The sequence below is a fragment of the Prevotella corporis DSM 18810 = JCM 8529 genome (assembly GCF_000430525.1).
In the GTDB taxonomy this organism is placed as follows: domain Bacteria; phylum Bacteroidota; class Bacteroidia; order Bacteroidales; family Bacteroidaceae; genus Prevotella; species Prevotella corporis.
In genome coordinates this window covers 36579-42624 of record NZ_AUME01000026.1, presented here as the reverse complement: position 1 = coordinate 42624, position 6046 = coordinate 36579, and the positions used below count along the sequence as shown (strand labels likewise).

At 41.3% G+C, this 6046-nt stretch carries 12 protein-coding genes and 1 pseudogene; 9 read left to right on the top strand and 4 right to left on the bottom strand.

Going from position 1 to position 6046, the window contains the following annotated elements:
* Nucleotides 1–333, top strand: a 333-nt coding sequence (locus tag H515_RS0106015) for a transposase (RefSeq protein ID WP_028901710.1), incomplete at its 5' end; no start/stop codon positions are given.
* A 4-nt stretch (nucleotides 334–337) separates the two neighbouring features.
* Here H515_RS0106015 and H515_RS14510 read toward each other — a convergent pair.
* The 4 genes from H515_RS14510 to H515_RS13105 all read right to left on the bottom strand — a co-directional run bounded on the left by H515_RS14510 (nucleotide 338) and on the right by H515_RS13105 (nucleotide 2792).
* Nucleotides 338–565: a hypothetical protein gene (locus tag H515_RS14510; protein WP_154653661.1), complete on the bottom strand. Its 228-nt coding sequence runs from the start codon at nucleotides 563–565 to the stop codon at nucleotides 338–340.
* A 382-nt stretch (nucleotides 566–947) separates the two neighbouring features.
* A complete protein-coding gene (locus H515_RS0106005; protein WP_025876366.1) occupies nucleotides 948–1454 on the bottom strand; it encodes a hypothetical protein in 507 nt (168 codons plus the stop codon).
* Between the two features lie 69 nt (nucleotides 1455–1523).
* Entirely contained in the window at nucleotides 1524–2084 is a 561-nt protein-coding gene (locus H515_RS0106000) for a S24 family peptidase (protein WP_025876368.1), read from the bottom strand.
* A gap of 27 nt (nucleotides 2085–2111) precedes the next feature.
* The gene (locus tag H515_RS13105; protein ID WP_051274690.1) at nucleotides 2112–2792 is read right to left on the bottom strand and encodes a hypothetical protein; all 681 of its coding nucleotides are present in this window, start codon (nucleotides 2790–2792) and stop codon (nucleotides 2112–2114) included.
* A gap of 168 nt (nucleotides 2793–2960) precedes the next feature.
* On the opposite strand from H515_RS13105, the gene H515_RS14505 reads away from it, so the two are divergent.
* The 8 genes and pseudogenes from H515_RS14505 (at nucleotide 2961) to H515_RS13100 (ending at nucleotide 6044) form a co-directional block, all read left to right on the top strand.
* A complete protein-coding gene (locus H515_RS14505; protein WP_154653660.1) occupies nucleotides 2961–3119 on the top strand; it encodes a hypothetical protein in 159 nt (52 codons plus the stop codon).
* A gap of 17 nt (nucleotides 3120–3136) precedes the next feature.
* Nucleotides 3137–3370 (top strand): hypothetical protein, encoded by a 234-nt coding sequence (locus tag H515_RS0105985; protein WP_025876370.1) that lies wholly within the window; start codon nucleotides 3137–3139, stop codon nucleotides 3368–3370.
* Between the two features lie 527 nt (nucleotides 3371–3897).
* Nucleotides 3898–4137 carry a hypothetical protein gene (locus H515_RS0105980; protein ID WP_025876372.1) on the top strand — a complete coding sequence of 80 codons (240 nt, stop codon included), beginning with the start codon at nucleotides 3898–3900 and terminating at the stop codon, nucleotides 4135–4137.
* Nucleotides 4138–4154: 17 nt separating this feature from the next.
* Nucleotides 4155–4325 (top strand): hypothetical protein, encoded by a 171-nt coding sequence (locus H515_RS0105975; RefSeq protein ID WP_154653659.1) that lies wholly within the window; start codon nucleotides 4155–4157, stop codon nucleotides 4323–4325.
* Nucleotides 4326–4341: 16 nt separating this feature from the next.
* Nucleotides 4342–4686: pseudogene (locus H515_RS0105970) on the top strand (helix-turn-helix transcriptional regulator); the annotation flags it as partial.
* On the top strand, nucleotides 4664–4891 hold the full coding sequence (locus H515_RS0105965; protein ID WP_025876378.1) for a hypothetical protein: 228 nt from the start codon (nucleotides 4664–4666) through the stop codon (nucleotides 4889–4891). The pseudogene H515_RS0105970 and the gene H515_RS0105965, both read left to right, overlap by 23 nt.
* Nucleotides 4888–5163 carry a hypothetical protein gene (locus H515_RS0105960; protein ID WP_036890766.1) on the top strand — a complete coding sequence of 92 codons (276 nt, stop codon included), beginning with the start codon at nucleotides 4888–4890 and terminating at the stop codon, nucleotides 5161–5163. The genes H515_RS0105965 and H515_RS0105960 overlap by 4 nt, the downstream gene beginning before the upstream one ends.
* A 194-nt stretch (nucleotides 5164–5357) precedes the next feature.
* Nucleotides 5358–6044, top strand: coding sequence for a Rad52/Rad22 family DNA repair protein (locus tag H515_RS13100; RefSeq protein WP_154653658.1), 687 nt, complete (start codon nucleotides 5358–5360; stop codon nucleotides 6042–6044).
* The last annotated feature ends 2 nt before the right edge of the window (nucleotides 6045–6046 follow it).

Genomic DNA, 6046 nt, shown 5'->3' with positions numbered 1-6046 from the left:
GAACAATATCCGGACATCCAAAAGGCATACGGACTGTGCCACTCACTGCGCATAATCTTCGCCAAGAACACCATCAAGGATGCAGCCAGGCTCTCCATGGCACGGTGGTACAATAAAGTTGAAGAGGCAGACTTCCATTCATTCAATGTGATTGCTGCCACATTCTACGAGCATTATGATGAGATATTGAACTTCTATAACAACAGATCTTCGAATGCCATGGCAGAATCGTTCAATGCCAAAATTAAACTTTTCCGAGCCAATCTAAGAGGAGTGGCAGACAAGAAGTTCTTTTTATTCAGAATTGCAAAACTATATGCCTATCCCCATTGATTTTCTACTGAGCCATATTATCGGAATAGAATAGACGACTCGTTACAGCCTCACCATAACCGCCAAGCGTAAACTTGCCTTTTTTGCGAGAGGCACACTTATCGCATTTACCTCTGACTGCGCTTTTATCTAACTTCGAACTGGTGAGAGAATCGCTCTGCGCCTTCATCTTACAAGGACAATTCGTCAAGAGGAAAGCTCCGATCGACACAATGATTAATAGACGTTTCATTTTGTTTTTGTTCTTGGTTTAATTACTTCTGATTTTGTTACAAAATTAGAGTTTTTGCGTTACTAGAACAATACCTAAATGTAGGTAAATTTATCAAATATAAAGAAATAAAAACATATTTTCAAGAGTTTGTATCCCTATTTATTATTAGTGCCCTCTCTAATACCACGTTATTTTATAAAGACTACAGGCGACCATATGTGAACAAAAAAAAGGACTTTGTTGTCAAAATCCTCTTTTTCTTAGGTTGTGATTCCGTTGGGGTTCGAACCCAAGACCCACAGCTTAGAAGGCTATCCGAGTAAAATAATGCTATGCGCTGAAAGATAGTGAATTACGGTGATTGTATTTTTGCCTTTTTATTCGTTTTATTGCGAGTGAGTTAAAAAAGTGAGCTTGAATTTGTATACATATCATCCTGTTCTTTCTTATTCTTATCATTACTTTTCTTTATTGATAAACCGATTGAATTTAGGAGTTTTCCAATAAGATATTTACTAATGGCTGGCTTGTCGATTTGGTCTAATGCACCAACGATAAACCCATTCTTTAGTGACATCACCATGTTATTAGATTTATTTTCCAAATCTATATAATAGCCTTCGCCCTTGTCAAAGTTATATAAGAAACGAAGACATTTTTCCATTTGCTCTTTCGTATTAAATTCGAGGCTTACCCTTTCGGTATTTGTCTTGATAAGTTTTATCCCAACACTCTTAAGGTCACTTGTTGATAAATAAACCGTGTAGTAACTTGTGCCGTTTGTTCGTTCTGTTAATTCTATACTACTATCTGCAAACTTTCCTATTGTTGTTGTATGTGATATGATTTTTTGAGCTTGCGCATTGATGCTAACTAATAGTGCAATGATTGTGAGTAACTGTTTCATATTTTTTGTTGTTTAATTTGTTATTGTTAATGTATCTCTCTTTTCTTAATTTGGATATCAGATGAAATTTTATGATTGCTCACGAGAGATTGCGCCAAAGACTTTGTAAGCCTGTTGTATGTCTTTTTTCTTTACTTCTTGCTCTGGGTATGATGAGTTAAGGGGTACGAGCCTGTAATTATCTTCATTCGTGGCTGGAAGTATGGCACGGATAAATCGTTCTGACTTTGTGAAGACGAAGTAAATTTGTCCGAGTGTGATGCTGTCTGCTTGATGTAGGAAGATAGTATCACCTACGTTGTATTTAGGTGCTGCGTCATGCCCGAAGTAATAGATACCTATGCATCCAGAGAAGTAAGGCACGGAGACGTACTCGATGACTGGGTAATTATCTTCGTTGAGGGTGGCGGTAGAATTAGCAGAGATGTTCAATACTGGCTGCTGGTCGGACTTGATACCGAAGATGTCTTTTCCGAGTATCTGGGTTATTTCCATAAGATAGCCAGGCTTGAATATCTGTGCGTTGAGCCTTGACGATAAAGCCTGTGGTGTTATGTCTAACTGCCTTGCCAGCCATGCGAGGTTGATGTGGTTAGCTTGCAGAGCTTTTCTAACTTCGTTCCCTGTCATATTCTATTTAGTCTGTTTTAATTAGGCTTATTTTGTATTTAATTCAATGAGCGTTCCTTGCTCTATGTTCACGCAACCGAGTACGATGTCTATACGTCTTATAGAGCTTTTCGGTATTCGCATGGGGGCGTAGATGAGCGATCCGTCGGGATGTGTTGCTGTATTTGTGGAGTATGCCATAAGGTATTCGCCATCGTCACGTATGAGCTTCGTCACACGGTATTCTGTTGTTTCTATGACGTATGCCTTGCCGTTTACCAGTAGGTTGATGTCGTCCACCCTGCGGACTGCCAAGATAGAGCCTGCTGGATATTCTACCATGCTATCGCCGATGTGTCTTATGGCTGCCGTTGCGGACTTAAACCAATCCCCTGTGTTGACCATTTCCACGCTGTAACCGTTATTATCTACTGATGCTCGAAACTCATTGTCGCCACCTACTGAGTAAATGTCATCGAAGAAGGGTATCATGTTCGCTTCTTTGACGGATGATACTTCGGAGTTGGTGTTGTTTAGCATACTGCCCTCACCTGTTAAGAGCCAAGATATATTGATATTAGGGTAAACAATAGATATTTTATCTAAAGTACTACGTCTTGTATTATCCCCCATTTTAGAAACAGCCCCATTGCTCAATCCGACATTCAATTCAAACTGCTGTACTGTTATTCCAAGAGCTTCTATAATTTGCAATATTCTTTCTTTCATACGACCGAAATGTTAATTAGATATAAAATCGAACAAAAATTAGATATCAAATTTGTTGTGTTAGATTTATTATCTATCTTTGCAATAGATTTCTGAAACAAAGATATAAAGAAATTCTGAAACATACAATACCCTGAATGGGGTAAAACTTAAAAAAGGACTGAAAAAATGAAAACAAAGAAGACATTAGAAGAGAGAGTAATTGCTTACGCAACGAAGAGAAACATGACAGAGGAGTGGGTTATAAGAGCAATAAAGGAAAATGTAAAGTATTTCGAGGGTTACTCACCTGCAAAAGCATACGAAGCATGTATAACCGTAGCGTAATAGAAAGGAAGCCAAAGATGAAGACACTAAAATATAGCACGAGAGAGATTAACCGAGACTTTAAGATTAAAGCCTACGGTTACACGGAAGAAGGGAAAAAGGTTGATAGACTGGTAGGTGTTTCGGGGCTCGTACTTCTCATTGGAGTAGAGCATGCGAACAAGCAGTTGGAAAGAGCGTACAGGTCGGGCGATGATAAATGCGTATGTAAGCTGCGCAGAGGTTTGAAGGTTACTTATTATGCTCACTAAAAAATAGGGTGTTATCTGAAAGGCAGACGGTAGGGTTCGAGTCCCTGACACTCACAGCGCAGTCGGTACAGAATTTCATTCCACTTTGAGCCATCCGACAAAAATAAAAATGACTGAAACGATGGATGTTTAGAATTGCACAAAAGCAATCGGGCTGTAGTGAGCCTTAATCACTACGGGTAAAGAGTTAAAGGCTCTCAGGTGGTTCAAGTCCACCATTACCACGAAGGCTACACATACGTAGCGGTTCCCCTGCCTGATGGGGCTGTAAGTTGCAAGGGCGCAGGTATCCATCCCTAAAGCGAGCGATAAATAGCAACGATGCAGAGGCCAACCGTAGAAGCAAGCAGCCTATCCTTTTTGAGGGCAGGTCGAGGCAAGCAGCGGGGAAGAAAGTAACAAGGAGCTAAGAAAAAACAGGCTGGCATCGTTGAACTCGATAGCATAGTGCGAAGTACAGTAACACAAACAGACCGTTGTAGGTCAGCCAGCCACACAAAGTATTAACTATAAACATAAGAAAGCATATGGAAGAAAAAGAGAAAAAAGGCTTTGATATTCAAAGCTGTGATGCAGAAGAGTTACGGGGAAAGGTAAGAGAACTCCTCAAGGAAGTAGCGGATAAGGACCTTTTGGTAAGTGCTTATCGTAAAGAAGCCGAGCAATACAAGGGCTGGTGGCTTAATAAGACAGAGAAAATCAAGAAGATGAAAGAAGACATCGAAGATATTAAGAAGTTGACGAACAAAATAACGGAAAGATGGTAAAAAGAAAAAAAGCAGTTATGCCTACACTCAAGGCAATGGAAGTAGGCGATACGGAGAGATGGCCGATTGAGCGTTTAGAGGTGGTAAGAGTTACCACCGGACGCCTTTCTGCTATGAAGCGCCGTGATGGTTGGAAGTTTCAGATGAAGACAGCGGGGCTGGTGGTGGAAGTCACCAGAAAGGCCTAAGGCTGTACTATCTAAAGCGGAACATCGTCTGATGCTCGAGTATTGCAAGGGTTACTCTGATAAGGAGGTAGCTGATAAGCTGTGCAAGAGCTATTGGACGGTAAAGACGCAGAAAAAGACTATTTACAGAAAACTTGGTATATCGAAAGATACGGAGTTATTGTGGTGGATGGTGTGCGAGAGGTTAAAAATAGATTTTGACCTCGGAGAGATAAGAAAGCACGGTATCGAAATACTCTTTAGCATTCTCTTTATCGTTATGCAGGTAACGAATAACGGAGGGGATTTGCGGAGATGTAGGATAGCGAGACGTGCAAGAACTGAAGTAAGGTCAGGAAATGGAAAATCGAATTACGGATAGCGAAAAGCTCCTGACCATTATGCGAGTAATGAATAACAAAACATTTGGGCTACGGTTTAGCGAGAAGATAGTGGGCGGTCGCTCGCGTCTGGAAAGGCTTATCATTGCAGGGAAGATACGGGCGGAGAAAGGAAATGACGAAGCCCAGAACGGTAAATGGCTGGTTAACGCTGCCGATGTCCTACGATATGCAAGAGCAAGATGAAAACAAAAGTACAAAGACCTACTGCCTTTCAGGTATGGGTTGAAAAGAATAGAAACAAGGTTATTAGTTGGCTTGACGAGCAAAGCGACTTCTATACAAAAATCATGGAAGAGCCTGTAAAGAGACGAATGGTCCTATTGGTTAATCTTATTGCAGTCTGTCTGATGGTGGCTGCTATTGCTGCCGAGGGGTCTATGGTAGTGTCTTTAGTTGCTGCGATTTGTGCAGGCTATCTGGTAAAGAGGTTGAACGGCACGGATAACAAGGAATAACGACAACATGGCTTTCACATGTAGTGGAGGTCCTTTTTTAAGTTTTTTGTGGTTGTTCAGTCTGTGAAGATAGAACAACTTTTTTGGGTGGCTACGCTCTGAATGGTAGCGGAGCATTAAAACTTGGCCGGCGACGGGGTTCGATTCCCCTACCACCCACACGATTTAGTAACTATAAACAAATGATTATGGAAATGGAAAGTAAAAAATTGAATTTTCGGACGCTGAATGCTGACGAGATTGAGTGCAGAGTCGGATCTGTGTCAGAGGGTAAAGGATGTTCGCTTTTGATGTACAAAAACGCACGAGTTGATATGACGCTGCTCGACGAGGTAGTAGGACCGGAGAACTGGCAGAGAAGTCACGAGGTTATCAATGGAAACTTGTTTTGCAAGGTCTCTGTACGTTCAGAAAGTGGCGAGTGGATAAGCAAGCAGGATGTTGGCACGGAGAGCAACACGGAGAAAGAAAAGGGGCAAGCGTCTGATGCTTTCAAGCGTGCTTGTGTTAACTGGGGTATCGGTCGTGAACTTTACACGTGTCCGTTTGTCTGGGTTAATCTGAATGCGGACGAATGGCGAGCTGGCTATAATGGAAAGAAGCAGCCGAAGACAAGATTTGTCGTGTCGACTATAGAATATGATGACCAGCGTAGAGTATCTTTTATCGAAATCAAGGATGATAAAGGAGCAGTACGTTATACGTGGGGTAATTCGAGTGAGTTAGAAGATGTACGTGCAGAGGCTGTTGACAGAGTAAAGAGAGCTACTACACGGAAGGAGCTGGAAGACATTTACAATCTCTATCCGAGCTTAAAGAAAGACCCAGTATTTGTTGATGCGTGCACAAAGCAATCAAAGAAAATTGAAAAAGTGGCTTAACT